This window comes from Actinospica sp. (genome assembly GCF_035552695.1).
GTDB lineage: Bacteria > Actinomycetota > Actinomycetes > Streptomycetales > Catenulisporaceae > Actinospica.
The window spans coordinates 1-24,959 of the sequence record NZ_DASZKT010000276.1; the positions used below are offsets into that span (position 1 = coordinate 1).

A 24,959-nucleotide genomic window follows, 5' to 3' on the forward strand; every position below is an offset into this window, starting at 1 on the left:
GTGGCTCGGCGTTCGGCGGCGATGGTCACGATCGCGGCTCTCCTGACTGCGGCAGCGGGATCGACGGGTCTTGGCGACTGTTGGACCGTCGGCTGCGCTGCCGCAGGGTGAGCGCGATGGGCTCTGTGTCCAATGATCCACCGACTGTCGCCATGCGTCCAATGCCTGTTTCTCACGTGATCCATGCTGTGAGAACATGGATTGCATGGAGCTGCAGGTTCTGCGCTGGTTTCGGGAGGTGGCGGACGGCGCGACTGTGACGGAGACCGCAGAGCGCGCGCGGATCACGCAGCCCGCGCTCTCGCGTGCGCTGGCCAGGCTGGAAGTCGAGGTCGGTACGCCGCTGCTGACCCGCTCCGGGCGCACACTCATCCCGACGCCGGCCGGGCGCTTGTTCAGGGAGCACGTGGACCAGGCGCTCGATCAGTACGATCTCGGGCTGCGCGCGGTCACAGAGCTCGTCGATCCGGCGCACGGTCTGGTGCCGCTCGCGTTCCTGCACACGCTCGGTACCTGGCTGGTTCCGCCACTGGTCAGCAGCTTCCGCGAAGCGCATCCGCAGGTGCGGTTCGAGCTGCACCAGCACGGCGAGGCGTCGATTCTGCAGGAGCTGGTGGACGGCGCGGCGGACCTGATCATCACCAGCCCGACGTTCGCGCACCCGCGCGTGACGTGGCGTCGGCTGCTCGTCGAACCGCTGCTGCTGACCGTGCCGCCGCGGCATCGGCTCGCCCGCCGCAAGCGGATCCGGCTCGCGGAGGTCGCCGACGAGCCGTTCATCCTGCTGCGCAGCGGCTACGCGCTGCGGGTGCTCACCGAGCGGCTGTGCGCCGAGGCCGGGTTCAGCCCGAAGATCACGTTCGAGGGCGAGGAGGTGGAGACGCTGCGCGCGCTGGTCGCGGCGGGCCTCGGCGTGGCACTGCTGCCGCCGCCGCGCGCCACGTCGTCCCCGACACCGACAACGTCACGATCGACGGCGGATACATCGGACGCGGAAGCCGCCGGGACCGATCCGGCGCCGCAACTGCACGTCACGGACGTGAACAGCACGCGTGAGCTCGGCCTGGCCTGGCTCACCGACCGTGAACTGCCGCCCGCCTCCGCCGCGTTCCGCGACCACGTCCTGAGCTCGGCCCAGGCAGTCAGCTCAGGGCGGCGGCGAGCTCGCCGAGAATCTCGTCCACCCGGTTGATGAAGACCGAGATGTGCCCCTCGCCCGGCAACAGGTGCGCGACGGCGCCCGGGATCCGGTCGGCCAGCCAGCGGCCGTGCGCGAACGGGACCATCAGGTCCCTGTCTCCCTGCCAGACGAATACCGGCACGGTGATGTCGTCCACTGAGAAACCCCAGTGGTTCACGAACGCCAGGTCGTCGTCGATCCAACCGCCCGCGCCGAGCCGCACGCCCTCGGTGATCTGCGCGGCCAACTCCTCGCCCACCTCTCCGACCACCACGGCGCGATCCTCGTCGGGCAGCAGCGTGGACATCGACGCCACGACCTCGTCCGGTCCGGCGCCACGCAGTTCCACGGCGGCCTCGTCGAGCGCCGCGGCCAGCTTCGGCTCCCCGGCGAGCGCGGCGCCGAACTCCTCGATGTTGCCCTGGCCCATGCCCGCCAAGAAGTCCAGGTCGTCGATGCCGTACGGGCCGACGCTCGCGATCGTCGTCGCGGCGACGACCCGGCCCGGCAGTAGCGCGGCCGAGGCCAGCGCGTGCGGTCCGCCTCCGGACCAGCCCAGTGTCACGCAGCGCTCCGCGCCGATGTGATCGAGCACGGCCGTCACGTCGGCCGCGATGTCCGCGACCGTTCGACCCGGCTTCCGCGTGGACGTCCCGTAGCCAGCGCGGGAGTACGTCACCAGCCGCAGGCCTCTGCGATGCACGGCCTCCTCCACGACCCGGAAGCAGACGATGCTTCCCGGAGTGCCATGGTGCATCACGAGCGGTATGCCGTCCTGCGGCCCGGTGACCTGGATGTCCAGCTCACGGCCGTCGGCGAGATCGATGGGCGTCACGGCGGCAAGTATGGTGCCGCCGCGGCCATGGTGTCTATACATCGCAGACACCGAAGCCTGCTCACATATGTTCCTTGACTGCGCGGACGGCCGCGTCCGTGGCGCCCTCGGTCAGGTGCACGAGCAGGTCGACGTGGCAGAGGTTCTGGCGACGGATCGTGTCCGGCTCGGCCGCCGGGCGCAGGAGGCACAGCCGGCCGAGCAGGTCCGCCGTCACCTCGCGCATGCCGCGGCCTCCCAGTGCTTCGGCGAGATCCAGATGGAAACGCGTCTCCACTTCGCGCAGCCGGTCCGGGTCGGCCGTGGCGTCCAGATCCTCGGCCAGTTTGCGCAGGCCCGCCAACTGTTCGTCGTCCACCTCGCCGGAGGCGTGCGCGACCAGGCCGCATTCGAGCAGCAGCAGGAATCCCGCGATCGACGCGGCGCCCTCCGCGTCGTGGTGCGCGGCGGCGACGTGTGACCAGTCGGCGGAGACGAACGTGCCGCCGGTCCGGCCGCGGCGCCGGTCGAGCAGGCCGTCCTGGCACATGCCCTCCAGCGCCCGGCGCACGGTCATCTCGCCGATGCCCAACTGCTCGGCCAGCACGCCCACGTCCGGAAGCCGGTCACCGGGTCGGACCGTGGCGAGCGCGACGTGCAGGGCGATGCGGGAGCGGACGAGTTCGGCCCCGCTCTGCGCACCGGGGCCGGGCAGCGCGAGGGCGTGTCCCGTCGCGCTGTAGGGCCCGAACTTGCCCGTCTTGTTCATCGTCGCCACGTCGCAACTCTACGAATGATGGTCCGCGACGATCGAGCCGACCCGCTCGCCGAGCGTCGGATCGCGGCGCACCAGCACCGCCGCGTAGCCCAGCGACGCGACCAGGATGCCGAGCGCGAGGTACGGGAACCAGTCGTACGGATCCGGCTGACCGGGTTTGACCAGGTAGTACAGCGGCACCAGGATCGCCGCGGCGCCGATCGCGGGCAGCACCGCGTGCCGCAGCCACTGGAACTCGCTCGGCCGGTAGTGCCGGTAGTAGAACGGCAGCGCGATGTTCGAGGCCAGATACACAAGCAGGATCAGGATCGTGCCCATGGTCGAGGACTCGGCGAAGAAGCTCACCGGATCCATCGAGCCGCCCGCGTGTCCGCCGATGATGTGGCCGAGGCCCCAGCCGCCGATGATCAGCAGCGAGATCCCGACGAAGGTGATGATCGCCTTGGTGGGCGTGCGCCGGGTCGGGTGCACCTCACCGATCGCGGAGGGCAGCAGGCCTTCGCGTCCGGCGTTGAACACGAGTCGGGCCTGCGAGTTCACGCCGGCGATCAGCGAACCGACGGTGGAGGTCAGGCCGGCGAGGTAGGCGAAGAAGGCGAGAACGGCGAAGGTGCCCTGCGCGACGTCGATGAACGGCACCGCCGAATTGCCGATCGCGCTGATGCTGTAGCCGAAGCCGGTGAGCGTCGCATAGGAGAAGAGCAGATAACTGACGGACATGACGCCGATGGACAGGAAGACCGCGCGTCCGACGTTGCGCCGCGGGTTGTCGGTCTCCTCGGCGAGCGCGGCCGAGTTCTCCCAGCCGATGAACAGGTAGACGGCGAGCGGGAAGCCCGCGGCGAGTCCGCTGAAGCCGTTGGTGATGTGGCTGGGCTCGAAGGGCGTGAACGACAGGTGCCCGGAGTGCTTGACCAGCGCGATCACCGAAACCGCGATCAGGACGACCATCTCGATGCCGAAGAAGAATCCGGCGATCTTGGTGGAGACGGCGACGCCGCGGATCATCAGCGCGACGGCGAGCGCGGTGAGCAGCAGGGTCCAGATGATCCACGGCACGTTCCACTTGAAGTAGTGGTTCAGCGTGGTCTCCAGGAAGCCGCCGGAGACGGCGATGACCGAGGCCATCGCGATGATGTAGCCGAGTCCGGCGAGCAGGGCCGTGGTCACCGCGCTGGTCGGGCCGAAGGTCTTTCCGACGAAGGTGATGAAGCTGCCCGCCGAGGGGTGCGCCTTCGAGAACTGGGCGAGCGTGTTGCCGAGCAGGGCGACCGCGATGCCCGCGGCCAGGATCGTCAGGGGCGAGGCGACGCCCGCGGTCACGGCCAGGAAGCCGAAGCCGAAGAAGAAGCTCATCGCCGGGCCGATGTTGGCCATGGTCGCGGCGGCGATGTCGACCATGCCGAGCGTGCCGCCGCGTAGGCGTTGCTCGCTGGTCGGGCGATCGGAGGTTATGGTCTCGGGCACGGCGTGACTCCTCGGGGGCGGAGGGGCGGAGGTCGTGCCGAGAAAATAGTTCAAGGCGATCAGATATACAAGGGGGTGCGCGGAGTTCGCTCAGGGATGGCCGGTCGGGATCACCGGCGGCAGCTCGCACGGCGTGGTCGGATCCGGGCAGTAGTTCTGCATTGAGCCCTTGTCAGGCGCGGAGAAGGCGTTGGTGAGGATGGAGACCACGGGCACGACGAGGCAGCAGACGATCAAGATGAGCAGCCCGACGCGACGGACCACGACCACCACCGCAATGCGCCGCACGTTCATCACACCGCACCTCCAAGGAGCCAGCATGCGCCGCCGGGCTCGGCGCGCGCTCCCGACACCCGGTGCGGCGGCGCGGATTCACTCCCCCGGATCAGCAGCCGGGATCAGCGGCGCGGAACAGCAGCACAGTGAAGGCGGGCTCGGATCTCCCGGGCCCGCCTTCACTGTGTTCTCGCCTTGCTCTCGCCTTGTTCTCGCTTCGCTACTGCTGAGGTGTCAGTTCTTGGATCGATGCGTTGCTGGCGTAGAGATCGACCGGGCCGGAGTCGGCGGTGCGCACCTGCAGGTGAGTGCCGGCGGCGTCGGGCACTTCGCCCTGGACGGTGAGCGTCTGCGGTGTGCTGGTCAGCTGGACGGTTTCGCTCACGAGGTCCTGTTGGCCGGTCCAGAAGTCGACGTAGACGGAGCCGGTGCCCTGTAGCGTGACCGAGCCCTGATAGTACTGACCGGCCGGCAGTTGGGACGCCGGATCGACCCAGATCCAGGTGTTCGGATCGGCGTTCGGCTCGGTCCATTCGGCGGCGCTCGCGCCCTGTGACGTGGTCGTCGGTGTGATCGTGCCGGGCACGGAGCCGACGCCGTTCTCCACCGGGCCCTGCCAGTTCAGCTGGCCGGTCGGGGTGTCGCCGAGCAGGTTCGCGCCGGTTGGGACGAGGATCGTCGGCTTGCGGCCGGGCGGGAACTGCGGCGTGCCGGAGGAGTACGACGGCGGCGCGTCGGCCGCGGCGGCTCCCCAGGACTGGTCGGCGGTGCTCGTCATGGTGTAGTCGAGCTCTGTCGTGCCGGGGGTGGCGAGACCGGGCAGCCAGACCTTCGACCAGTCCGTGCCATTGACCTTCAGATCACTGACATACGTGCTCGCCGTTGCTCCCGGCGCGTTCATGACGACCTGCCGGCCGCCCGCGAGCGTGATCAGCGCCTTCGGGAAGATCGGCGCGCCGAGGTCGAGCACCGAGGTGCCCGGAGTCTGCGGGTACAGGCCTAGCGCGGACCAGACGTACCACGAGCTCATGGCGCCGAGATCGTCGTTGCCGGGCTCGCCTCCGGGGGTATTCGAGTACACGTCGTTCAGCAGCGCGTGCACGGTCGCCTCGGTCTTGTACGGCGCGCCCGCGTAGTCGTAGATCCACGGCGTGCCGAGCGAGGGCTCGTTGCCTGCCCAGTAGTTCGGCGCGTTCGGGCCCGCGTTGAACTGCTGGAAGAAGCTGTCGAGCCGGGTGATCGCGGCCGAGTCGCCGCCCATCGCCGTGACCAGGCCTCCGATGTCCTGCGGGACCATCCACGTGTACTGCGCCGCGTCGCCCTCTTGGAAGCCGGACTGGCCGAAGCTGCCCATGCCGTCCGTCGTCGGCCCGAACTCAGGGAACTGGCCCGAGCCGTCGCGGGGCTGGATGTAGCCGGTGTCGGTGTTGAAGTTGTTCGTCCAGTTCTGCGAGCGCTGCAGGTACGCCCGCGCGGTCGAGGACTGGCCCAGGTCCGCCGCGAGCTGCGAGATCGCGAAGTCGGCGCTCGCGTACTCGAGGGTCTCGGAGGCGCCGTTGTCCTCCGGGGACAGGTCGCTCTCCTGGGTGTTCGGCACGTAGCCGAGCGACAGATAGTCGGACAACTGCGGCCGTTCGACGTAGAAGCCCTGACCGAGGTCGCTGCTCGTCGGCACGGTCGAGGCGCCCTTGACCATCGCGGCGAGCGCGGCCTCCGTGTCGAAGTCGCGGGCGCCGAACGCGTAGGCTTCGGCGATGATCGGATCGGCGGCGTCCCCGTTCATGACCTGCGTGTAGTCGTTCGCGAAGCCCCACTTAGGCAGCCAGCCGCCCTGCGCTTCGTCGTTGAGCAGCGAGGTGACCATCTCGCTCGTCTGCTCTGGCGCGACGGCTGCCAGCAGGGGTATTTCGGATCGGTAGATGTCCCAGCCGGAGAAGTTCGCGTACTGAGTCTGGCCGTGCGATGTGCGGTGGACGTTGCCGTCGAAGCCGAGGTAGTCGCCGTTCGCGTCGGAGAAGATGCTCGGTTCGAGCAGGGCGTGGTAGAGCGCTGTGTAGAACTCAGCCTGCTGATCGCTCGTTCCACCGCCGATCCGGATGCGGCTCAGCAGCTGGTCCCACTGCTTGTATGTGCTCTGAGCCACGTGGCTCTCACTCCAGCCGCTGTCCTCCGCTTCGAGGTTGGTCTGCGCGTCGGCCTGGCTGACGTAGGAGATCGCGACCTTCATCGTGACCTGGCTGTGGGTGGTCGTATCGAAGCTGACGTACGCGCCGGACTGCAGGCCCGAGGTGCTCGCCGGCGTCGAGGCGCCGGGCGTGGTGACGACGGACTCCTGACGCAGCGAGACGTTCGAGGCCACGAGGTTCACCGCGCCCTCGGAGGCGGTGCGCACCTGGAACTGCGGCGTGTTGATGCTGCCGGTGGGGACGGTCGAGGCGATCGTCAGCGTGACGGGCGTCGAAGTGAGAGTGACGGCCTTGCTGTCGACGTCCTGCTGGCCGTTGTAGAAGTCGAGATAGACATCGCCGCTGCCGGAGAGCGTGACGCCGGCCTCGTAGGAATCGCCCTGCGTCAGCGTGGGCGGCGTGGCCTGGATCCACGTGTTCGCCAGTGCGTCGGACTGCTGCCAGGAGACCGCGCTCGTTCCCTCCGACGTGGTCGTCGCGCCGATCGTCGGTGTGCTGCCGCCGCTGTTGATCTCGTGGTAGCTCCAGCCGAGGTCGCCGGTCGGCTCGGTGAAGGCGTTCGCGCCGGTCGGCGCGTTCTGCCAGGTGCCGTAGGACGAGAACGAGCGGTCGAAGTCGGCGGCGAAGTAGACCGGGTAAGTCGTCGGCGCCCCGCAGAACTGGCCCGCGGTCTCGGTGCCGGCGACCTCGTGGTTGTTGAGGACGGAAGCACTCGCCGAGACGTTGCCCGATTCGGAATCGCCCATCTTGAACAGCACGTTCGAGGACGTGCTCGGCGGATATGCGAACTGCGCGATGCCGGTGCGCCCGGTCGCGGCGAGCTTGGTCTGGATCGCGGACGACGTCGACGGATTCAGGGTGACCGCGTACGAGCCGGGGCTCGCGCTCTCGGATCCGTGCGAGAAGGAGTCGGTCGCGGACGTCGGATTGTCGCCGATCGCGCCCACGGTCGGCAGGATCGGGAAGTCGCCGAACGCGCTGCATCCGGGCCCTGACATGTGCGTCAGGCTGAATCCGAGCGTCGAGGCGTCGGCGTAGTCGTAGCCGCCGCCGTCCGGCCGCGAGGGCGTGTCGGGGCTGAAGCTCAGCATGCCGAACGGCGCGGTCGCCCCCGGATACGTGTCGACCTGCCCGACGGTCGCGCCGCCGGAACCGGTGCCGATCATCGGGTTCACCAGCGAGGCCGGATCACTCACGAGATTCGTTCCCTGCGTCGCGGCGGCCCGCGCCGGACCTGCGGCGATACCGAGCAGACTCAGGCAGGCCACTGCGACGAGGGCGCGGAATCGCGGACGTGCCGTGGGTGGATGCATGCCGGACCTCCGGATGACTACGTTGTCATTGCGTCCTCAGAGGTTCTAGCTGACGATTCCTCATCCGACAAGGGCCGCCGTGCCGGGCCGCGGTGGCGCGGCGGAGCCGAGTCGGCGGAGCGGCGGCGACAGGGCGGCGATCGGTCCCGGTCCGAACGGCCTTCGACTTTCCGGCAGTCTGTGCCATTAAGATGGAGGTGCAGAACTGCGGTGCGGATGGTGACGGACGGGTACGGAAGGCGGCACGGATGATGCAGACCGCGACCGAGACGGCTCCGGCGCGGCGGGGCGGCAGGCCGCCGCTGAGCGAGTCGCGCAAGGAGGAGATCCGGCTCGAGATCGCGATGGCGGCGGTGCGGCTGTTCACCGAGCACGGCGTGGACGGCACGTCGGCCGCGCAGATCGCCGAGGCCGCGGGCATCTCCACGCGCACGCTCTGGCGGTACTTCCCGAGCAAGGAGGCGTGCGCGGCACCGCTGCTGTCCGTGGGCCTGGGCCGGTTCACCCGCCTGGTACGGGAGTGGCCGGTCGATCGCCCGCTGGTCGGCGTGGCCGAGGACGCGGGCTGGTTCAGCGACACGTCCGCCCCGCGCATCCTGCTGATCCTCGACCTGCTCCGGCTCACCTGCACCGAGCCCGCGCTCGACACCGTCTGGGTGCGCTGCTTCAGCGAGGCGGTCCAGCCGCTCGCCGACGTGCTCGGCGAACGACTCGGACTGCCGGGCGACGACCTGCGGATGAAGGTCAACGCCTCGATGATTCTCGGCGCGTCGCACCAGGCGCTGCGGCATTACGCCAGCCGTCCGCCCGGCGCCCTCGGCCCCTCGCTCGAGGACACCCTGCGGGCGGCGGCGCGGATGGGGCTGGCCGCGATCGACGGCTGACACATGCCTGATACATATTTGTCGCGGTGCGCCAATAACAGCTAAGGTGATCACCGGGCAGGACAGCGTCGTCCGCCGCTCGCCCCCTCTCCTGCACTTCTTCCCTGGAGACTGACCATGCGCAGACGACCGGCGGACTCCGCACGTCCCCACTACAACGTCATATTCGCGGTCCTGTTGATCGGCATCTCCGCCTACTCGGTGCTGCAGTCGCTCGTGGCGCCGGTGCTCGCGACGCTGATCGTGGATCTGCACACGACGCAGGACACGGTGACGTGGCTGATGACGGCGTATCTGCTGTCCGCGTCCGTGGCCACCCCGATCCTCGGCCGGATCGGCGACAAGGTCGGCAAGGAGCGGATGCTGATCATCACGCTGCTCGCCCTCACCGCCGGTTCCGGTCTCGCCGCCGTCTCGCACTCGGTCGGCCTGATGATCATCGCCCGCGTCATCCAGGGCCTCGGCGGCGGCCTGCTCCCGCTGTCCTTCGGCATCATCCGCGACGAGTTCCCGGCCGCGAAGGTGAACTCGGCGATCGGCCTCGGCTCGGCCACCATGGCCGTCGGCGCCGGCATCGGCCTGCTGATCGCCGGGCCGATCGTGACGCACCTGAACTACCACTGGTTGTTCTGGATACCGATGATCCTGACCGCGGTCGCCACCGTCGCGTGCTGGCTGTGGGTTCCCGAATCGCCGGTGCGCACGCCCGGCCGAATCAGTTGGGGCGCGGCCACGCTGCTGTCCGCGTGGCTGGTCATGCTGCTGCTCGGCGTCAGCGAGGGCCCGACCTGGGGCTGGGGTTCGCCGAAGGTGCTCGCGCTGTTCGTCGGCGCGGCCGTCTGCCTGCCGCTGTGGATCTGGACCGAGCTGAGGTCGAGTCAGCCGCTGATCGACATGCGGATGATGCGCGCCCCGGCCGTGTGGACCACGAACCTGGTCGCGCTGCTGTTCGGCGTCGGCATGTACGCGATCATGACCTTCCTGCCGCAGCTGGTGCAGACCCCGAAGGCGCTCGCGGGCTACGGCCTGAGCGCCAGCGTCACCCAGTCCGGCATCTACCTGCTGCCGATGACGATCGGCATGTTCCTGTTCGGCATCGCCGCAGCGCCGCTCGCCCAGCGCATCGGACTCAAGGCCGTGCTGCTGCTCGGCTGCGTGGTCAGCATCCCCAGCTTCGTCGCGCTCGCGCTCGGGCACAACGCGAGCTGGCAGATCTACCTGGCTTCGGCGCTGCTCGGCATCGGCATCGGCCTGGCGTTCTCCTCGATGTCCGCGATCGTGGTCCAGTCGGTCCCGCCCGCGCAGGTCGGTGTGGCCAGCGGCATGAACGCCAACATCCGCACGATCGGCGGCGCCATCGGCAGCAGCGTGGCCGCGAGCGTGCTGGCGTCCGGTGTCACGACGGCCCATCCGATCCCGAAGGACTCCGGCTACACGCATGTGTTCTGGCTGCTCGCGGCGGCCTCGCTGTTCGCCGCGCTGTCCGCGCTGCTGATCCCGACGGTGCGTCGCCATCAGGCCGCCGCTGACGAAGTGTCAGGTGAGGCGCCCGACCTGGCCGGGGAACCGGCGCCGCGTCAGAATGCGGGCGCACGAGCGGCAGCCGAGTAAGAATCGACCCAAGCGGTTACGCCGGGCGCGGTAGTCTGCGCGCCCGGCCCTGGCGTTCGCCGCCGATTGCACTGTGATACGCAGAGTGCAATATATTGGCGCCGGGCGCGGGCATGGGCAGCCGCGGGTCCGCTTCGACGGGAGGCGCACTGTGGTGAACGGCCACGCCGGCCGGTCCGGCTCGGGAGAGATCATCGGCATCCTGGGCGGAATGGGCCCGGCGGCCACGGCCGACTTCTACAGCAAACTCGTCTCGATGACGCCGGTGCACAGCGACCAGGACCATCTGCGGGCGGTCATCTGGTCGGACCCGACGATCCCGGATCGCACCGAGGCGCTGCTCGGCCTCGGCCCCGACCCGACGCCGTGGCTGCTGCACGGCTGCCGGGTGCTGCGCAAGGCGGGCGCCACCGTGATCGCGATCCCGTGCAACACCGCGCACGCCTTCGTGCCGCGCATCGCCGACCGCGTCGGGCTGCCGATCATCCACATGATCGACGAGGTCGCCAGGCACCTGGTCACCCTGGAGCCGCCGGTGCGCACGGCCGGGCTGCTGGCGACCACGGGCACGGTGCGCGCGGGCCTGTACCGGCAGTGGCTGGGGCCCGTCGGCATCGACATCCTGCTGCCGGACCCGGCCAGCCAGGACGAAGAGGTGACGGCCGCGATTCGCGCGGTCAAGGCGGGCGAGCGCGGCATAGCGGCCGCCGAACCCTTGCGGCGCGCGGCGATGCGGCTGGTGGACCGGGGCGCGCAGGCGATCATCGCCGGGTGCACGGAGATCCCGCTGGGCCTGGCGCCGGGCGCGATCCCGGTGCCGCTGCTCGACCCGGCCGTCGTGCTGGCACAGGCACTCATCCGCCGCTCGCGCGGGTACGCCGCGCGGCAGCAGCCGGAACCCGCGGCGTGAACGGGCGGACGGGCGGCGTGCGCACCCTGACACTGAACAGCCCGGTCGCCCGGCGGTTGCTCAGCGACGAGGTCTTCCAGCGGCTGCGCGACTCGATCGTGCGCGGCGAACTGGCGCCCGGCGAACGGGTCAGGGACGCCGAGCTCGCCGAGCGCCTCGGCCTGAGCCGAACCCCGGTCCGCGAGGCGCTGGCCCGGCTCGTCGAGAGCGGTCTCGTCGAGGCGAAGCCGGGCGTCTACACGCGTGTCACGTCCCTGAATCGGCACGACGTGGAGAAGACGCTCGCGGTGCTGCGGTCCCTCGACCGGCTCGCCGTCGAGACCGCGGTGCCGCTGTTGACGAAGCAGGATCTCGAGCGGATGCGCCAGGCGAACCGCGACTTCGAGCGCGCGGTCGCCGCCGAGGACACCGACGCCGCGCTGGAGGCCGACGACCGCTTCCACGCCGTGCCTCTGGCTGTCGCCGACAATCCCGTGCTGCGGCGCGTCGTCGAGCAATTGCACCCGCAGATCCACCGGATCCTGTACCGCAAGTTCACCACCCTGCTCGGCGGCCGCAACACGGTCGAGCACCACGACCGCCTGCTCACCTTCTGCGCCCGCGCCGATGCCCGTGCCGCCGCCGACCTCTCGGCCCGGCACTGGTCGGAGCTCGGCGGGCATATCAATCGGCTGTTCGAATGTGACGAGCTGTAACCCGAGCCGCGGCACGGGCAGCGGCAGAGGTCGTAGCACGAGCCGTGGCCGGTCCGGTTTTCAACGAAATCTTGGTACCGGCTGGCGCAGAAGGCTTGCCCCCGCAACAATCATGCAATGTGACCTCTGCACGTGAATCAGCAACACTCATCGCTGCGGAGGTCTCCTCGCGCACGCTCGACGGCTTCGCACTGATCGGGATCGACGGCACCGGCGGTTCGGGGAAGTCGGCGCTGGCCCGGGAGCTGGCCGAATTGCTCGGCGGCCCGGACGGGGCGACGGCGGCGACCATCGTGAACGGCGACGACTTCTACCGCGAGATGGACCCCGAGGAGCGGCTGAGGCTGGGCCCGGCCGAGGGGTACGAGCTCTACTACGACTGGGAGCGGTTGCGCGAGGAGGTGCTCGCGCCGCTGACCTCCGGGCACTCCGCGTCGTACCGCCGTTACGACTGGCCGAGCGGGCGGATCGTCCCGGGTGAGTTGCACAGCGTGCCGCACACCGGGTTCGTCATCGTCGAAGGCGTGCAAGCCGTTCGACCGGAGCTTGAGGGCTACTACGACCTGACCGTGTTCGTGGACACGCCGTTCGATCTCGCGATGGAGCGGATGCTCGCGCGCGGCCACGATCACGGGCCCGGCGACTGGGAGCAGCGTTGGCAGGCTTCGGAGAAGTACTACTTCGCGGCGACCGACCCGTGGACCCGGCTCGATCTCGTCGTCAAGGGGCGGTGACGGTCGAAGCTGTGCCGATGGAATCTGTGACGACGGAAGCAGTGACGAGCGGAGCGTTGAGTTCGGCGGCGAGGCGGCTGAGCGCGGGGCCGAGCGGCCGGTTCGCGCGGACGGCGGCCTGCGCGTCGCCGCGCGTCTGGCCCTGGTTGATGATCGCGACCGGCTTGTAGGCCTTGGCCGCGTGGCGGACGAAGCGCAGACCCGACATGACGGTCAGCGAGGAGCCGAGGACGAGCAGCGCGCGCGAGCGGTCGATCAGGTCATAACACTGCTGTACGCGCGGTCGCGGTACGTTCTCGCCGAAAAACACCACGTCCGGTTTCAGGATCCCGGTGCCGCAGTCCGTACACGAGGCGATGCGGAATCCGGCGACGAGTGTGTCGTCGAGCTCTACGTCGCCGTCCGGGTTGATCCGGCCGCTCTCGGCACGGTCCCGGAAACCGGGGTTCGCCGCGTGCAGCCGCTCGTCCAGGTCCTCGCGCGTGCTCAGCGCGCCGCAGCTCAGGCAGATGACGCGGTCGAGCCCGCCGTGCAGCTCGATCGCGTCCGCAGAGCCCGCGGCACGGTGCAGCCCGTCCACGTTCTGCGTGATCACGCCCGAGACGTAGCCCGCGGCCTCCAGCGCGGCGACCGCGAAGTGCCCGGTGTTCGGCTGCGCGCCGACGATCGTGCGCCAGCCGAGGTAGCTGCGGGCCCAGTACCGCTGCCGTCCGGCCGCGGTGGCGACGAAGTCCTGGTAGGTCATCGGGGTGTGTCGACGCAGGCTGCCGGTCACGCCACGGTAGTCCGGGATGCCCGAGTCGGTGGAGAGCCCGGCTCCGGTCAGTACCGCGACCTCGCGCCGAACCAGCATCGCCGAGATGTCCGCGAGCTCATCTTCGGCCGTGGGCTCCGCCGCGTCGATGTCCACTGCATCGAGGTCCGCGGCATTAGACACCACAGTGGACTCCGCCGCATTGAGCACCACGGTGGACTCCGCACTGGACTCCACGGCGCTGAGCTGCTGGTCGGGGGCGGGCCGCTCCGCCTCGGCGGGCGGCTCGAGCATCGGGCGAACGCGCATGCCATCAAGGATACGTCGCTCGCGCCGACGCTCGGCGGCCCTTACCGAGGTATACGGTGGCGGATCTGTCCGCCCGGTCAGTTCGTACTCAGATCGTGCTCGGTCAGTTCGTGACGGTCACCCCGTCCGGCACGTCGCCCACGGTCACCGGACTGCCCGCGACGCCGCCTGCCACGGTGATCGGCACGACGTTGTTGACGTTCGAGTCGACGACCCAGGCCGTCGTCCCGTCCGGGCTGAACCCGACCGCGTACGCGCCGGACCCTGTCGCGATGAACGAGCCCGCGGTCAGCGTGCTCACGTCGATCGGCGTAATCCCTCCCGTGCCGGAGTCCGCGACGTAGGCCGTCTGACCGTTCGGCGAGATCTGCACGTACTGCGGTCCCGCACCGACCGGGATGGTCGCGGTCACCGCGTCGGTCGCGGCGTCGATCACCGAAACGGAGGAACCGCCGCCGTTGGTGACGAACACCTTGCCGCTGTCCGGGGTAACGGCTACGCCGAACGGGGCCGCGCCGACCGCGATCGTATGACTAACCGTGTCAGTGGCCAGGTTCACGTCGCTCACCGTGCCGGAGCCCTGGTTCGCGACCCACAGTCGCGTTCCGTCCGGGCTGACGGCCAGGCGCTCGGGCTGGCCGCCGACCGTGACCGGCTTGCCCGCGGCGAGCGTGGCGACGTCGATCGGCTGGACGGTGCCGTCACCGAAGTTGGTGACCCACACGGTTTTCCCGTCCGGCGTCGCGGCGACGTCGGCCGCGACCGAACCGACCGGGACGTTCGCGAGGACGGCGTTCGTGCTCGTGTCGATCACGGTCACGTTGTTCGTGTTGTTGTTGGCCACGAACAGTTTCCCGCCCGCGACGATCATGCCGTCTGGGCCGCCGCCGACCGGGATCGCCGGACCTGCGTTGTGGGTGCGCGTGTCCACCGGGGTGACGGTGTTGTCGCTGTAGTTGGAGACGTATGCGGTCGGGATGCTCTCGCCCGCCGCCGCGACCGTGACCAGCAGCGACACGTCCGGCAGAACCGCGCCGTTCGACGCGTGCGCGGCGAGTTCGACCTGGTAGTAGCCGGTGGCCGTGCCGGAGGCGGCGGTGATGGTGGCCGTCGTGCTCGTGGTCTTTCCGGCGCCGGCCGTGAGCGTGGAGGTGGCGGGACTCGCCGAGAGCCCGGCTGGGGCCGTGGCGGTCCACGTGACGGCGGCGGGGCCGGATGTGCCCAGCGTGTTGTCCTCCTCGACCGTGACGGTCGTGCTGGAGCCCGGCGCTATGCGGATCTGACCGGGCGTCACGTCGAGCGCGGCGTGGGTGCTCGGCGGGAAGCTGACCGGGCCGGCGCCGAAGGACGGCGGCGCATCGGCCGATCCCGTACCCCAGTGCGTATTCGGGCTGGTGGAGAGGGTGAAGTCGAGCTCATGCGTCCGACTGAGATCGATCCAGGTCTTGTTCGTGCTCTGGCCGTCCACGGCGAGGCTCTGTACGTAGGTGTCTCCGGCGCCGCGCGCGTTGATCACGAGCGGGCCGTACGCGCCGTGGATCACCTCATGCGCGAACTGCGGCGTTCCGAGCACGAGCATCGGCTCACCCGGGGTCTGCGGGTACACGCCGAGCGCGGCCCAGACGTACCACGAGCTCATCGCGCCGAGGTCGTCGTTGCCGGGCTCACCACCGGGCGTGAGCGCGTAGAGCCGGCTGCTGATTTCCTGCACGGCCTGCTGCGTCTTCCACGGCTCGCCGACGCTGTCGTAGACCCAGGGGGTGTCGAGCGAGATCTCGTTGCCGGCCCACTCGTACGGCTCATTCGGGCCGACGTCGAGCTGACTGAAGAAGTTGTCGAGGCGGGCGGCCGCGGCCTGGTCGCCGCCGAGGCCCTGGATCAGACCCTGCAGATTCTGCGGGACCATCCACGTGTACTGAGCCGCGTTGCCCTCCTGGAATCCGTTCTGCCCGAAGCCGGTCAGCGTCGGGACGGCCGGGCCGCTGGGGAACGCGCCGTTCGCGTCGCGAGGTTCGACGTAGCCGTCCGCGGTGTCGAAGACGTTCGCCCAGTTCTGTGAGCGACCGGTGAAGGCCGCGGCGGTCGAGTGCCGGCCGAGGTCGGCGGCGAGGCGCGAGATGGCGAAGTCGTCGAGGGAGTATTCGAGCGTCTCGGAGGCTCCGTTCGGCACCGGGCTGATCGAGTCCGAGCCGACGTTCGGCACATATCCTTTGGCGATGTACGCGGCGGCGTTCGGTCGCTCGACGAACCAGCCCTGGCCGGTCGACGATGTGCCGTCGGCGCCCTTGACCATGTCGGCGAGCGCGGCCGACGCGTCGAAATCGCGGGCGCCGAACGCGTAGGCGTCGGCGAGGATCGGGTCGGAGGAGTCGCCGTTCATGACGCCGGTGTACGCGTTGGCGATCGGCCATTTCGGTAGCGCGCCGCCCTGTGCCGCGTCGTTGACGAGCGACGCGGCCATGTCCGACGCGATGCCCGGATCGATCGTCGCGATCAGCGGAACCTCGGAGCGGTAGATATCCCAATCGGAGTAGTCGGCGTACTGATTGTGACCCGGTTGGACGTGGTGGACCTTGTCGTCGAAGCCGAGGTAGGCGCCCGACGCGTCGTTGAACAGGCTCGGTTCGAGCGAGGCGTGATAGAGCGCGGTGTAAAAGGTCTGCTGCTGCGTGCGCGTGCCGCCGGAGATACCGATCGTGCCGAGCTGGCGGTTCCAGGCGGCCGTGGCCTGCGCGGCGACCTTGCCCACATTCCAGGTGTGCGCCTCGGCGTCGAGGTTGCCGAGGGCTCCGGCCGTGCTCACGTACGAGACGGCGACCTGCATGCCGACGCTCTGGTCGCGCCGCGTGTCGAAGGTCAGCCAGCCTCCTGCGACGGACGAGCCGCTCGCGCCCCACGAGCCCGACGCGGTGAAGGCGCGGGAGAAGCGTGCCGCGAAATAGATCGTGTAGCTGTTCGGCTGGCCGCAGAAGTGCCCGCTCGTCACGGCACCGGTGATCTCGTCCGTTCCGACGGCCTGGAAACCAGCGGACGAACTGCCACTGGCGCTGTCCGCAGCCTTGATCAGCAACTGCGCCTGCGATGTGGCCGGGTAGGTGAACGACGCGACGCCGGTGCGCGCCGTCACAGCGAGCTGAGTCCGAACGCCGCCCGCGGTCACGGCGTAGGAGCCGGGGTGGGCAACTTCGGTGCTGTGGTCGAAGCTCGCGGAAGCGGAGGTCGGGTCGGACGGGATGGCACCGGTCAGCGGCAGGATCGGGAAGTCGCCCGCGATCGCGCAGCCGGGCCCGGAGAAGTGCGTGAGGCTGAAACCGGTGATGCTCGAGTCGGTATACGAATACCCGCCGCCGTCGGGCCGCGAGCTCGTGTCGGGACTCCACTGGATCATGCCGAACGGCGCCGAGGCCCCTGGATAGGTGTCCACCTGTCCGACCACCGCGCCGCCGCTTCCGGTGCCGACCATCGTGTCGACGAGTGCGGCGGGATCGCTGACGACTGAGTCGGAGCTCGCGGCGGTTTGGGCGGCCTGTGCGGATGAGGGGGCGATCAGCGTCGCGAAGGTCAGCGCGGCTATCGCGGTGAACGAGAAGAGGGCAGTGAGCGGGGCGCGGTGGGCGCGCCGGAAGGACAACGTTGTCACAGCCCTTTGATAGACAGCCGGGAGGACTCTGTCAAGGCCCTCCCGCCGTCTACCAGGCGTGAATCAGCTCTCTGCCGTGAGCTCCAGCAGTCGGCGGCGCCACTCCAGCGCGTGCCGGATGCCGTCCTCGAGCTCGTACTTCGCGTGCCAGTCGAGCAGTTCGGCCGACCGGTCGCAGCGGGTGTAGGCGCCGACCACGTCGCCCGGGCGGCGCGGGGCGTCCTCGGTGCGCAGCGGGGTGCCGGTGACGGTCTCGAAGGCCTCGGCCAACTGACGGACCGTGACGCCCTTCCCGGTGCCGAGGTTGATGACGACGTGCGCGGGCCGCTCGCCGTCCCGGCCGCCGCCGACCAGCTGGTCGAAGCGCGTCAGGGCCGCGACGTGGGCCTGCGCCAGGTCCCACACGTGGATGTAGTCGCGGATCCCGGTACCGTCGCTGGTCGGCCAGTCGACGCCGGTAAGGCGGAAGAACTCGCCCTGCTCCCACGCCTCGACCATCTTGCCGAGCGCGTGCGACGGGTTCAGCAGCTGCAGTCCGGTGCGCATCTTCGGGTCGGCGCCGATCGGATTGAAGTAGCGCAGCGAGACGGCGCGCAGCCCGCTGCCTCCGCGGACCGCGTCGGCGAGGATGCGGTCGACCATCGTCTTCGTTGCGGCGTACGGACTGCCGGGATCGAGCTCGGAGTCCTCGTCGACCGTGAAGTCGGCGCCCGCCTGGTACATCGACGCCGAGGAGCTGAACAGCACCCTGCGACAGCCGTTGCGCTCAAGGTGCTGCAGCAGCTCGATCGTCTTGCCGACGTTCTCCCGGTAGTAGCGCAGCGGCTCGCTCACCGAGTCGGGCACGACGATCAGCGCCGCGCAGTGCACGACGGCCTCGATCTCCGGATGCCCGGCGAAGATCCGGTCGATCAGCGCGCCGTCCGCCACGTCGCCCCGGTAGAACACCCGCCCCTCGGTGAAGGACTCGCGGCCGGTGACGAGGCTGTCCAGGATGACCGGAACGCCGCCGTGGTCGAGCACCGCCGAAGCGATCGTGCTGCCGATGAACCCCGCACCGCCTGTGATGAGTACCTTCATGTCCTCGCTGACGCCTCGCCTGGCGGATCCGGTTGCGTTTCGATAACGTCGCTGTTCATGCGGATCACCTTGACGCGGGCGAGCGTCACGATGGGCGACGACGCGAGCGCCCCGCACTATGCCGACCTCGACGCGGCCGCCGACGCGACCCTGGCGCAGGTGCTGTGGGCCGTGGACGCGATGCGCTACCACCACGTGCACGCGGGCGGCTGGACGACGTGGACGGTGTATTTCGGAACCACGTTTCGCGGTGAATCGAGCCGTTCGCTCGCGGTGATGAATCATCACCGCGTCGCCTACCTCGAAGACCCGAATGCCGAACTGGCGGAACTCGCGGGCGCCGGAACGGTCGATCTGTATTTCGAATACGAGCTCGGCGACGACCCGGAAACCGTACGCGACCGGCTGCTGAACGGCCGGAAGACGAGCACCGTCGCGGACTTCACACCCGCCGCCAGGTGATCCGAATTAGTCAGGACAGCCTTTCCTAAGCCGATTAAGGCAAGCCTCCCCTAAGGGAATTGCCTTTTGGGGAGTCGGCGTTATTCGGATATCATAAAGCATATGGCGACCACGACCGCAGACAAGCACTCGCACGTCCGGAATCCGGGCCCGCCCCCCGCGCACCACCACCGGGACGTGAACGGCGGCTGGCTGCGTCCCGCGGTCTTCGGCGCGATGGACGGACTGGTCACCAACGTCTCGCTGATCAGCGGTGTCGGCGCGGGCGGCGGCTCCTCGCACACCGTGGCGCTGACCGGTCTCGCGGGCCTGGTCGCCGGGGCGTTCTCGATGGCCACCGGCGAGTATGTCTCGGTCAGCTCGCAGAACGAGCTGGTCCAGGCCGAGGTGGCCAAGGAGCGGCACGAGCTGCGCCGCAACCCGATCGGCGAGCAGGCCGAGCTGGCCGCCGCGTTCGTCGCGCAGGGCGTGGACCAGGACCTGGCCCGGCAGGTGGCCGCGCAGGTCTCCGCGCAGCCGGACCAGGGGCTCACGATGCACGTGCGCGAGGAGCTCGGCGTCGATCCGCATGACCTGCCCTCGCCGTGGACGGCCGCGGGCGCCTCGTTCGCCGCGTTCACCGTCGGCGCGATCATCCCGCTCGCGCCCTACCTCTTCGGCGGGCACGCGCTCTGGCTCGCCCTCGTGCTCGCCGCGCTCGGCGCGCTGGTGGGCGGGGGCGCGGTCGGCCGGCTCACGTCGCGACCGGTGTGGCGCAGCGCCCTGCGACAGCTCGCCCTGGCCGTGGTCGCCGCGGGCGCGACGTTCCTGATCGGCCATGTCATCGGGCAGAGCGTCGGCTGACGCCGCGTCAGCGGCCCCGGTATGAGCGGCTTCGGAGCGCCTAGGGCTGGCTGAGCACGCCCTTGAGTACGGGGTGGATCTCGAACTCCCCGCAGACCTCGGTGCCCGAGGAGATCGACAGTGACGTGCTCTGCGTCGTGTTCGGCGGCGTGACCAGGAGGCCGGCCGCGTTCTGCACCTGACAGCCCGACGCGGTGGTCACATCGCTCCACTCCAGCACCGCCGAGGCCTGCGCGCCGGGCGCCAGCAGCACGACCGGGGCCTTGGCCAGACCGACCGCGCCGCCCATGTGCCCGGCCAGCGTGCGCGTCGCGTCGAGCAGGTCCTTGCCCTTCTGATCGACGAGCGAGGCCCCCGGGTAGCCGTGCAGGGTGCAGATGTTACCGCTGGTGTTCTGGAACACGAGCAGCAGCGAGACATGCCCCGCGGCGCCCTGGCCCGGCTGCTCGGTGACCTGGACGTCCCCGTTCTGGCAGGCCCGGCCGCCGGGCCCGGCGTCCCCGCTGCCGGAGTCGCTCGGAGTCGGCGTCCCGCTCGACGCGCCGCTCGGCACCGAGATCGCTCCCCCGCCGCCGCTGGTCGGCTGCCCGTTCGCCGACGAGCCGGCGCCGCTCGAACTGTGCGGCGTCGTGCTCGCATACGCGATGTAGCCCGCCCCGCCCATCGTCATCAGGCCGAGGGCGGCCGTAAGCAGGGCGAACTGTCCCTTGTTCATCGAATACCTCCACCGCAACAGACGCATGATCACGCCGAACGGTTGACTCGACTTTCACCCCGTCCCGGCCGCCGTCTTCGTCAGAGCGACCAGTCGAGCGGCGGGTAGCCCAGCTCCGCGAGCGCCGTGTTGATCGCCGAGTACGGCCGCGAGCCGTGGAAGCCTTTGCTGGCCGAGAGCGGCGAGGGGTGCGTGCCCTCGAGCACGCGGTGCCGCTCGGTGTCGATCAGCGCCTTTTTCGTTTTCGCCGGGCCGCCCCAGAGCACGAACACGGCGGGCTGCTCGCGGTCGCTCACCGCGCGGATCACCGCGTCGGTGAAGGTCTCCCAGCCCTTCTTCTTGTGCGAGTTGGCCTCGTGGGCGCGCACCGTGAGCACCGTGTTGAGCAGCAGCACGCCCTGCTTCGTCCACGGCCGCAGGTCGCCGTCCTTGGGGATCGGCAGCCCGAGGTCGGCGTTGAGCTCCTTGTACATGTTGCGCAGCGACGGCGGCACCCGGACGCCGGGCCGCACCGAGAAGCAGAGCCCGTGCGCCTGGCCGTCATCATGATAAGGGTCCTGACCGAGCAGCACCACGCGCACGTCCTCATAGGGGGTGGCCTCGAGCGCCGCGAAGACCTCTTCACGCGGCGGGAACACCTGGTGGTCCGCACGCTCGGTGGCCACGAAGGCGTCCAGCTTCGCGTAGTAGGGCTTCGCGGTCTCCTCGCCGAGTACCTTCCGCCAGGACTCCGGCAGCGCGGGAAGGTGCAGGCCGGTCGGCGTAGTCAGCTCATCGGTAGTCACGCGGGATACCGTAGCGGCCCGCGCCGACAACGCGGGGCCGCAGCGCGTGCGCAGCTCGCGCGTGAACCGTACGGTAGCCCTATCTCGGTGCTACGCGATCCGTAACGGCCAGGAGGCTTGATGTCGGCGTTCTACGAGGAGATCGACCGGACTACGACGGGCGCGGCGACGTTCCGCTCGAACGAGGCCACCCAGGGGCCGTGGTCCACGGAGATGCAGCACGGCGGACCGCCCAGCGCCCTGGCCGTGCGCGAGCTCGAACGGCTCGCACCCGCGGACGGCGGCCACATCGCGCGCTTCTCGCTGGACTTCCTCGCCCCGGTCCCGGTCGTGCCGCTGACCGTGCGCACCGAAGTCGTGAAGCCGGGCAAGCGCGCGCAGTTGCTCGCCGCCGAGATCACCGCCGGCGACCGGACCGTGCTCACGGCCCGCGCGTGGTGGCGGCGTCAGGCTCCTGATCTCGTGCACGAGGTGCCCGATCCCGCCTCCGCGCAACCGTTCCCCGATCCCGATTCGCTCAAGACCGACGAGGCGGACGACGAACTGAGCCGTCATCTGGACCACGGCTGGATCGCGGCGATGGAGTTCCGGTACGTGTCGGGCCATGCCGCGACGCCCGGGCCGGCCCAGGTCTGGGTGCGTCCCCGGCTGCCGCTGCTCGCCGCCGAGCCGACGAGTCCGACACAGAAGTCCGTGCTCATCTCGGACGGGGCCAGCGGCTTCAGCTCGGTCTTCGACTTCCGCACGCACCTGTTCAGCAACCTCGACCTGAATCTCAGCTTCCTGCGTGAGCCGGCGGGCGAGTGGATCTCGCTGGACGCCAACACGTCCCTCGACGCGGCGGGCGGCGGCACGACGCTGACCCGGCTCGGCGATCGGGGTGGCGTATTCGGCTACTGCATGCAAGCGCTGTACGTCGAACCGCACGGCGCGGGCGGTTAGCGCTGCCTTGAAGTACCGCTCTGAAATGCTGCGATAAAGTGGCTGCCGTAAACGTTTTCGATCAGCGGAGCGGGACGGGGGCGGTCACCATGGCGGGGATCAAGGATCTGGCCCGGGAGTGCGGCGTGTCCGTGGCGACCGTGTCCCGGGCGCTGAACGGGCATCCCGAGGTGAGCGTCGAGACGCGGCGGCAGATCCAGCAGACCGCAGAGCGCCTCGGCTACCGCCCCAGCCAGTCCGCGCGCGCCCTGGTCCGCGGCCGGTCCGACGCCGTCGGCGTGCTGTGGGACAGCGGATACGAGACCGTCGGCCGCAGGCATCCCTTCCTGCTGTCCCTGCTCGTCGGGATCAAGCAGGCGCTCAACGACGCCGGGCGCCACCTGATCCTGCTCAACGTCGACGTCGACCGCCAGGGCCCGCGCGCGTACCTCGAAACCGCCCGAGAGTTCCAACTCGACGGCGTCATCGTGATGGGCCTCGACGGCCACCTCTCCGCGCTGCACGCATTGTTCGAGTCCGGCCTGCCGTGCGTCGCCGTCGACGCCGAGGTCGCCGGTCCGCGCGCGGGCTGCGTCACCTCCGACAACCGCGCCGGGGCCGTCGAGGCGGTCCGGCACCTGCACGCCCTCGGCCACCGCCGCATCGCCACCATCACCGGCCCCGTCGAGCTGATGCCCGCGGTACACCGGCTGGAGGGCTTCGAGCAGGCGGTCGGCGAGCTCGGGCTCAAACTCCCGGACGCGTTCGTACAAAACGGTGACTTCTTCATGGACAGCGGCTACGCCTGCGGCACCAGGCTCGCCAAGCTCCCGAAATCCCGCCGCCCGACCGCGGTTTTCGTGGCAGGCGACGAAATGGCCCTCGGCGCCATGCACGCCTTCGCCGACGCGGGGCTCGATGTCCCCGGCGATATCGCGGTGGTCGGCTTCGACGACATCGAGGCCGCCGGTCTGGTACGTCCGGCGCTGACGACCGTCGCCCAGGACTCGCTGGCCCTGGGCGCGGCCGCCGTCGACACCCTGCTCGCCTTCGTCGACAAGAGGGCTGTGGACTCGGCTGAAGCTACCCCGCCCATCACGCCGATTCGTACCCCGACCCGCCTCGTCATCCGCCAGTCCTGCGGCGCCGGGCGGTAGCGCCCGGATGCCGACCGGCCGCGCGGGGGCGAGGCTTGGAGGCATGCTGTACCACTTCACGAGCCGCGCGCACTGGGAGCGGATCGTCGAGGACGGCGAGATCAAGGCGCTCTCCCCGCCCGACCTGAGTTACGAGCCCAAGGTCGTGCACCTCACCCTGAGCGCCTCCGAACGCAGCCTGCCGAAGTCCGTCGTCCCCGAGGCCGTGATCTGCATCGACGACACGGCGGCGCTGCGTATGACGAGCTTCCTCGAGTGGTGGAGCCTGGAACTCCCACCCCCTCTGCAGCCGTTGTTCGAAGAGGATCTGAGCACGACGATGGGCTGGCCGGTACGCCCTGAGGTGCATTGGTACGTGGTGAAGGGGCCCGTGCCGTCTGCGCTGTGGGTCGAGGCGAGGTCGCTCATCGACGACGCGCGGCTCTGGCCGCCGCCAGGCTAGAACGGCGCAGGGCTAGAACGGCGCAAGTTAGAACGGCGGAAGTTAGAACGGCGCCGGATCGAGCAGGCCGAGCGCGAGATCACCGTGCTCGGCGATCCGGTCGATGACGTCTGTCGGCGTGAACACGAAGGTGCCCGAGCCGCCGGTTTCCACTTCGTGCCAGGTCAGCGGCGCGGCCACGGCCGGACCGTGGTCGCGGACGCGCAGCGTGTACGGCGAGGCGGTCGTCGACTTGGTGTGGTTCTGCGCCCAGTCCACCAGGACGCGTCCGCCCGCGCGGGCGCTTGGTCCGCGCACGTGCGTGATCAGTTCGCGGTGCCCGGCGGTGAGGTGCTGCGCGACCTCCCTGGCGTAACCGACCGCGTCATCTGCATGCCAGGGCGGATCGAGTGCGACGTATACGTGCATGCCGAGGCCGCCGCTGGTGACGGGCACGGAGTTCAAGCCGTCGGCGCGCAGCTGGCGGCGGACGAGCTGCGCGACCTTGGCGCAGGTGGTGATGTCAGCCCCCTCTCCCGGGTCGAGGTCGAACACGATCCGATCGTGCAGGTCCGGGCCGATCTCCGCCGTCCACTGGGGAACGTGCAGTTCCAGGCAGTACGCGTTGACCGCCGCGATCAAGGTCGCGGCGTCGTCGAGCGCGAGATGGTTGTGCCGGCGCTTCTCGATGGTGGCGACCCATCCCGGCAGCCCGTCCGGAACCTCGTGCGTGAAGAACCTCGGTCCGTCCACTCCGGCCGGGCAGCGTACGAAGCTGGCCGGGCGACGGCGCACGTGCGGGATCAGGACGTCCGCGACCTTCAGGTAATAGTCCAGCACCCGGGCCTTGGTGAAGTCCGCCCACAGGTGCTTGTCCAGGTGGGAGACCGTGACCTGCCGGTCCCCTACCTGCGCGCGGATCCGGTCGGGCATGAATCCAGGGTATGGCCGCGCGGTGGAACCGGCATCGCCGCACCGAGGCGCTGACCATGAGGCACTGTCCACCCGGCGAAAAGTGGCAGAT

22 protein-coding genes are annotated in these 24,959 nt (G+C 69.7%); 11 read left to right on the forward strand and 11 right to left on the reverse strand.

Annotation, left to right across the window (positions count from 1 at the left end; genetic code table 11):
* The first annotated feature begins 205 nt into the window (after nucleotides 1–205).
* Entirely contained in the window at nucleotides 206–1,192 is a 987-nt protein-coding gene (locus VG296_RS31350) for a LysR family transcriptional regulator (RefSeq protein WP_325572132.1), read from the forward strand.
* Here the strand turns inward: VG296_RS31350 and VG296_RS31355 are convergent.
* From VG296_RS31355 to VG296_RS31375, 5 genes are all read right to left on the reverse strand, one after another.
* Entirely contained in the window at nucleotides 1,143–2,015 is an 873-nt protein-coding gene (locus VG296_RS31355; RefSeq protein ID WP_325572133.1) for an alpha/beta hydrolase, read from the reverse strand. The genes VG296_RS31350 and VG296_RS31355 overlap by 50 nt on opposite strands.
* A 61-nt stretch (nucleotides 2,016–2,076) precedes the next feature.
* On the reverse strand, nucleotides 2,077–2,763 hold the full coding sequence (locus VG296_RS31360) for a FadR/GntR family transcriptional regulator (protein WP_325572258.1): 687 nt from the start codon (nucleotides 2,761–2,763) through the stop codon (nucleotides 2,077–2,079).
* Between the two features lie 18 nt (nucleotides 2,764–2,781).
* Nucleotides 2,782–4,173 carry an APC family permease gene (locus VG296_RS31365; protein ID WP_349259777.1) on the reverse strand — a complete coding sequence of 464 codons (1,392 nt, stop codon included), beginning with the start codon at nucleotides 4,171–4,173 and terminating at the stop codon, nucleotides 2,782–2,784.
* A 156-nt stretch (nucleotides 4,174–4,329) separates the two neighbouring features.
* Nucleotides 4,330–4,533, reverse strand: a complete 204-nt coding sequence (locus VG296_RS31370) for a hypothetical protein (protein ID WP_325572135.1) — start codon at nucleotides 4,531–4,533, stop codon at nucleotides 4,330–4,332.
* Between the two features lie 202 nt (nucleotides 4,534–4,735).
* Complete coding sequence (locus VG296_RS31375; protein WP_325572136.1) at nucleotides 4,736–8,014, reverse strand: GH92 family glycosyl hydrolase; 3,279 nt, start codon at nucleotides 8,012–8,014, stop codon at nucleotides 4,736–4,738.
* A 248-nt stretch (nucleotides 8,015–8,262) separates the two neighbouring features.
* Here VG296_RS31375 and VG296_RS31380 point away from each other — a divergent pair, with 248 nt between their 5' ends.
* From VG296_RS31380 to VG296_RS31400, 5 genes are all read left to right on the forward strand, one after another.
* On the forward strand, nucleotides 8,263–8,898 hold the full coding sequence (locus tag VG296_RS31380) for a helix-turn-helix domain-containing protein (RefSeq protein WP_325572137.1): 636 nt from the start codon (nucleotides 8,263–8,265) through the stop codon (nucleotides 8,896–8,898).
* A gap of 117 nt (nucleotides 8,899–9,015) precedes the next feature.
* Complete coding sequence (locus VG296_RS31385; protein WP_325572138.1) at nucleotides 9,016–10,509, forward strand: MFS transporter; 1,494 nt, start codon at nucleotides 9,016–9,018, stop codon at nucleotides 10,507–10,509.
* Nucleotides 10,510–10,663: 154 nt separating this feature from the next.
* Entirely contained in the window at nucleotides 10,664–11,419 is a 756-nt protein-coding gene (locus tag VG296_RS31390; RefSeq protein ID WP_325572139.1) for an aspartate/glutamate racemase family protein, read from the forward strand.
* Between the two features lie 26 nt (nucleotides 11,420–11,445).
* Entirely contained in the window at nucleotides 11,446–12,114 is a 669-nt protein-coding gene (locus tag VG296_RS31395) for a GntR family transcriptional regulator (RefSeq protein ID WP_349259778.1), read from the forward strand.
* A gap of 119 nt (nucleotides 12,115–12,233) precedes the next feature.
* On the forward strand, nucleotides 12,234–12,848 hold the full coding sequence (locus tag VG296_RS31400; protein WP_325572141.1) for a uridine kinase family protein: 615 nt from the start codon (nucleotides 12,234–12,236) through the stop codon (nucleotides 12,846–12,848).
* Here VG296_RS31400 and VG296_RS31405 read toward each other — a convergent pair.
* The 3 genes from VG296_RS31405 to galE all read right to left on the reverse strand — a co-directional run bounded on the left by VG296_RS31405 (nucleotide 12,835) and on the right by galE (nucleotide 18,631).
* Nucleotides 12,835–13,911, reverse strand: coding sequence for an NAD-dependent protein deacetylase (locus VG296_RS31405; RefSeq protein WP_325572142.1), 1,077 nt, complete (start codon nucleotides 13,909–13,911; stop codon nucleotides 12,835–12,837). The genes VG296_RS31400 and VG296_RS31405 overlap by 14 nt on opposite strands.
* 103 nt (nucleotides 13,912–14,014) lie before the next feature.
* Nucleotides 14,015–17,551, reverse strand: a complete 3,537-nt coding sequence (locus VG296_RS31410) for a GH92 family glycosyl hydrolase (protein ID WP_325572143.1) — start codon at nucleotides 17,549–17,551, stop codon at nucleotides 14,015–14,017.
* A 63-nt stretch (nucleotides 17,552–17,614) separates the two neighbouring features.
* Entirely contained in the window at nucleotides 17,615–18,631 is a 1,017-nt protein-coding gene (gene galE, locus VG296_RS31415) for a UDP-glucose 4-epimerase GalE (protein ID WP_325572144.1), read from the reverse strand.
* Between the two features lie 57 nt (nucleotides 18,632–18,688).
* Between galE and VG296_RS31420 the strand changes: the two genes are divergently transcribed.
* Nucleotides 18,689–19,093, forward strand: coding sequence for a hypothetical protein (locus VG296_RS31420; RefSeq protein WP_325572145.1), 405 nt, complete (start codon nucleotides 18,689–18,691; stop codon nucleotides 19,091–19,093).
* Between the two features lie 102 nt (nucleotides 19,094–19,195).
* Complete coding sequence (locus VG296_RS31425) at nucleotides 19,196–19,936, forward strand: VIT1/CCC1 transporter family protein (RefSeq protein ID WP_325572146.1); 741 nt, start codon at nucleotides 19,196–19,198, stop codon at nucleotides 19,934–19,936.
* A gap of 40 nt (nucleotides 19,937–19,976) precedes the next feature.
* On the opposite strand, the gene VG296_RS31430 is transcribed toward VG296_RS31425, so the two are convergent.
* Nucleotides 19,977–20,651, reverse strand: a complete 675-nt coding sequence (locus VG296_RS31430) for a DUF4232 domain-containing protein (RefSeq protein ID WP_325572147.1) — start codon at nucleotides 20,649–20,651, stop codon at nucleotides 19,977–19,979.
* 80 nt (nucleotides 20,652–20,731) lie between these two features.
* Nucleotides 20,732–21,436 carry a uracil-DNA glycosylase gene (ung, locus tag VG296_RS31435; protein ID WP_325572148.1) on the reverse strand — a complete coding sequence of 235 codons (705 nt, stop codon included), beginning with the start codon at nucleotides 21,434–21,436 and terminating at the stop codon, nucleotides 20,732–20,734.
* 120 nt (nucleotides 21,437–21,556) lie between these two features.
* Here ung and VG296_RS31440 point away from each other — a divergent pair, with 120 nt between their 5' ends.
* From VG296_RS31440 to VG296_RS31450, 3 genes are all read left to right on the forward strand, one after another.
* Nucleotides 21,557–22,378 carry a thioesterase family protein gene (locus tag VG296_RS31440; RefSeq protein WP_325572149.1) on the forward strand — a complete coding sequence of 274 codons (822 nt, stop codon included), beginning with the start codon at nucleotides 21,557–21,559 and terminating at the stop codon, nucleotides 22,376–22,378.
* A gap of 89 nt (nucleotides 22,379–22,467) precedes the next feature.
* Nucleotides 22,468–23,514 (forward strand): LacI family DNA-binding transcriptional regulator, encoded by a 1,047-nt coding sequence (locus tag VG296_RS31445; RefSeq protein ID WP_325572150.1) that lies wholly within the window; start codon nucleotides 22,468–22,470, stop codon nucleotides 23,512–23,514.
* 43 nt (nucleotides 23,515–23,557) lie between these two features.
* The gene (locus tag VG296_RS31450; RefSeq protein ID WP_325572151.1) at nucleotides 23,558–23,956 is read left to right on the forward strand and encodes a hypothetical protein; all 399 of its coding nucleotides are present in this window, start codon (nucleotides 23,558–23,560) and stop codon (nucleotides 23,954–23,956) included.
* 42 nt (nucleotides 23,957–23,998) lie between these two features.
* Here VG296_RS31450 and ligD read toward each other — a convergent pair whose 3' ends face one another.
* Nucleotides 23,999–24,868, reverse strand: a complete 870-nt coding sequence (gene ligD / locus VG296_RS31455) for a non-homologous end-joining DNA ligase (RefSeq protein ID WP_325572152.1) — start codon at nucleotides 24,866–24,868, stop codon at nucleotides 23,999–24,001.
* Nucleotides 24,869–24,959: the final 91 nt, after the last annotated feature.

Bases quoted from the DNA above. Each gene is read 5' to 3' on its own strand.
- VG296_RS31365 (WP_349259777.1), bottom strand. From the start codon at position 4,173: ATGGTCGACATCGCCGCCGCGACCATGGCCAACATCGGCCCGGCGATG.
- VG296_RS31370 (WP_325572135.1), bottom strand. From the start codon at position 4,533: ATGAACGTGCGGCGCATTGCGGTGGTGGTCGTGGTCCGTCGCGTCGGG.
- galE (WP_325572144.1), bottom strand. From the start codon at position 18,631: ATGAAGGTACTCATCACAGGCGGTGCGGGGTTCATCGGCAGCACGATC.
- VG296_RS31385 (WP_325572138.1), top strand. From the start codon at position 9,016: ATGCGCAGACGACCGGCGGACTCCGCACGTCCCCACTACAACGTCATA.
- ligD (WP_325572152.1), bottom strand. From the start codon at position 24,868: ATGCCCGACCGGATCCGCGCGCAGGTAGGGGACCGGCAGGTCACGGTC.
- VG296_RS31360 (WP_325572258.1), bottom strand. From the start codon at position 2,763: ATGAACAAGACGGGCAAGTTCGGGCCCTACAGCGCGACGGGACACGCC.
- VG296_RS31440 (WP_325572149.1), top strand. From the start codon at position 21,557: ATGTCGGCGTTCTACGAGGAGATCGACCGGACTACGACGGGCGCGGCG.
- VG296_RS31350 (WP_325572132.1), top strand. From the start codon at position 206: ATGGAGCTGCAGGTTCTGCGCTGGTTTCGGGAGGTGGCGGACGGCGCG.
- VG296_RS31445 (WP_325572150.1), top strand. From the start codon at position 22,468: ATGGCGGGGATCAAGGATCTGGCCCGGGAGTGCGGCGTGTCCGTGGCG.
- VG296_RS31375 (WP_325572136.1), bottom strand. From the start codon at position 8,014: ATGCATCCACCCACGGCACGTCCGCGATTCCGCGCCCTCGTCGCAGTG.
- VG296_RS31450 (WP_325572151.1), top strand. From the start codon at position 23,558: ATGCTGTACCACTTCACGAGCCGCGCGCACTGGGAGCGGATCGTCGAG.
- VG296_RS31405 (WP_325572142.1), bottom strand. From the start codon at position 13,911: ATGCGCGTTCGCCCGATGCTCGAGCCGCCCGCCGAGGCGGAGCGGCCC.
- VG296_RS31430 (WP_325572147.1), bottom strand. From the start codon at position 20,651: ATGAACAAGGGACAGTTCGCCCTGCTTACGGCCGCCCTCGGCCTGATG.
- VG296_RS31420 (WP_325572145.1), top strand. From the start codon at position 18,689: ATGCGGATCACCTTGACGCGGGCGAGCGTCACGATGGGCGACGACGCG.
- VG296_RS31380 (WP_325572137.1), top strand. From the start codon at position 8,263: ATGATGCAGACCGCGACCGAGACGGCTCCGGCGCGGCGGGGCGGCAGG.
- VG296_RS31425 (WP_325572146.1), top strand. From the start codon at position 19,196: ATGGCGACCACGACCGCAGACAAGCACTCGCACGTCCGGAATCCGGGC.